Raw genomic sequence first — 2537 nt, forward strand, 5'->3', positions numbered from 1 at the left:
GGCGTCCTCCGGGAACACGGTGCGCAGCACTTCGTGCCGACGCACCACGTCGGTGAGCGCTTCCCGCAGTGCGGGCACGTCCAGGTCACCGGCGACGCGGATCACGAAAGCGATGTTGTAAGCGCTCGATTCGGGCGCATATCGGTTGAGGAACCACAAACGCTGCTGTGGCAGCGACAATGGGATACGTCCCGGACGCGGAGTCTGCACCGCCAGCGCCGGCCGCCGCGTCCGGGGCGCTCGGTCCAGTTGCGCGGCGACCCCGGCGACCGTCGGCGCCTCGAAGATCGACCGCACCGGCAGCTCCACCCCGAACTCCGCGTGCAGCGCGGCGGCCAGGCGGGTGGCGAGCAACGAGTTGCCGCCCAGGTCGAAGAAGCTGTCCTCGGCTCCCGTCACCGGGCGCCCGAGCACCCCGCCGAACACGCTCGCCACACCCAGTTCCAGGTCGGTGCTGGGCGCGCGGGACGGTCCGGCGGTGGCGAACACCGGCTCCGGCAGCGCCTTGCGGTCCAGCTTGCCCGCCGGGGTGACCGGGAGCTCGTCGAGCACCGCCACCGACGCGGGCACCATGTAACCGGGCAGCCGCTGACGCGCGGTCTCCAGCACCGCTCGCGGCTCGACCGGCCGCTCGGCAGTGACATACGACGCCAGCCGCACCTGGCCGCGCTCGTCGGTGTGCGCCACGGTGAGCGCGAACCGGACGCCGGGATGCAGGCGCAGCACGTTGTCGATCTCGCGCAGTTCGATGCGGAATCCCCGGATCTTGATCTGGTCGTCCGCGCGTCCGAGGAACCGCAGCTGCCCCGACCGCTCCATGACGACCAGGTCACCGGTGCGGTACATCCGCTCGCCGCGCCTGCCGTGCGGGTTGGCCACGAACCGCTGGGCAGTGAGCCCGAAGCGCCCATGATAGCCGCGGGCCACGCCGGGACCCGAGACGTACAGCTCACCCGGCGTGCCCGGCGGCACCGGATGCAGACGGCCGTCCAGTACGAACAGTCGCATGCCCCGGACGGGCATACCGAGCGGAACCGGACGGCCCGGCGCCATCGGCCCACTCGCCGTGGCCGCGACGGTGGCCTCCGAGGGGCCGTACATGTTGTGCATGCGGTGTCCGGCGGTCCAGGTCTCGACGAGTTCCTCCGAGCAGGCGTCACCGCCGACGATGACCGTCTCCAGCTCGTCCAGCCCCACGTTCGGCACGGTGGCCAGCGCGGCAGGGGTGACGAAAGCGTGGGTGACCCGCTCCTCGCGCAGCAGTGCGGCCAGCTCGGCGCCGCCGTACATGCCCCGGGGGGCGACGACCATCGTGGCGCCCGCGGCGAAGCCGAGCAGCATCTCCAGCACCGAGGCGTCGAAGCTGGGCGAGGAGAAGTGCAGCGTGCGGGCCGCATCCGTGATACCGAACAGGTAGTTCTGCTCACCGGCGAGCGAGGCGATGCCCGCGTGGGTGACCACCACCGCTTTGGGTGTTCCGGTGGAGCCGGAGGTGTAGATGAGGTAGGCCGGGTGGCTGACCCGCATCGGGTGGTGGCGCTCGTCGTCGGTGATCGGATCCGCACGGTGGCCCGCGAGTTCTGCGGTCAGCTCGTCGGAGCCGAGCACCAGCCAGTCGACCTGGGCCTTGCGGTGCCTGCCCCGCGCCGCGGGCCAAGCGGGCATGGCGGCGAGGCATTCCGGGTCGGTGATGCCGAGCATCGCGCCGGAGTCGCCGATCATGTGCGCGATCCGCTCACCGGGATAGCTCGGGTCGATGGGAACATAGGCCGCACCGGTTTTGGCGACCGCCCACACCGCGGTGATCGCGTCCAGACCGCGCGGCAGCGCGATCGCGACGACCGTCTCGGGACCGGCGCCGTGCTCGATGAGTGCGCGCGCCAGCGTGTTCGACCGCTCGTCGAGTTCACGGTAGGTGGTGTCGGCGCCGAGGTAGCGCACCGCCACCGCGTCCGGCAGCCGGCCTGCGGTGGCGGTCAGCAAGGTGGCCAGCGTGATCGGCGGCTCGGCGGGCGCGCCCGCGATGGGCACCAGGTTCTCCGTTTCCTTGCGGTCCAGGATCGGCAGGTCGCCCACCGGCAGTTCGGGGGCGGCCACGCCGCCGGCCAGCACCGCGATGAACCGGCGGGCGAACGACTGGATCGTGGACCGGTCGAAAACATCTGTCGTGTAGCCGAATTCGGCCGACAGCGGTCCGTCGCCCGAGTCGTCGTGGACGACCAGCTGCAAGTCGAACTTGGCCACGTCCGAGGCGATCGGCAGCACCTCGGCGCGCACACCGGGCAGGTCGATCCGCAGATCCGGCGCGTGGTCGTAGGACAGCATCACCTGGAACAGCGGGTGGCGCGCCGGGGACCGCTCCGGGTTGACCACCTCGACCAGCCGCTCGAACGGCACGTCGGCGTTGGCGAAAGCGTTCAGATCGGTCTCCCGCACCACGTCGAGCATCCGATCGAAACCGGCCGCCGGGTCGACCGCGGTGCGCAGGACGAGCGTGTTGACGAACATGCCGACGAGATCGTCGAGCGCCGGATCCG

The 2537-nt window shown here is 71.2% G+C and carries 1 protein-coding gene; it reads right to left on the minus strand.

Going from position 1 to position 2537, the window contains the following annotated elements:
- Positions 1 to 2537: non-ribosomal peptide synthetase (locus ON27_RS24745; protein ID WP_043732637.1), on the minus strand; the 2537-nt coding region annotated here is incomplete at both ends.

The sequence above is a fragment of the Nocardia asiatica NBRC 100129 genome (genome assembly GCF_000308415.1).
GTDB classification, from domain to species: Bacteria; Actinomycetota; Actinomycetes; order Mycobacteriales; family Mycobacteriaceae; genus Nocardia; species Nocardia asiatica.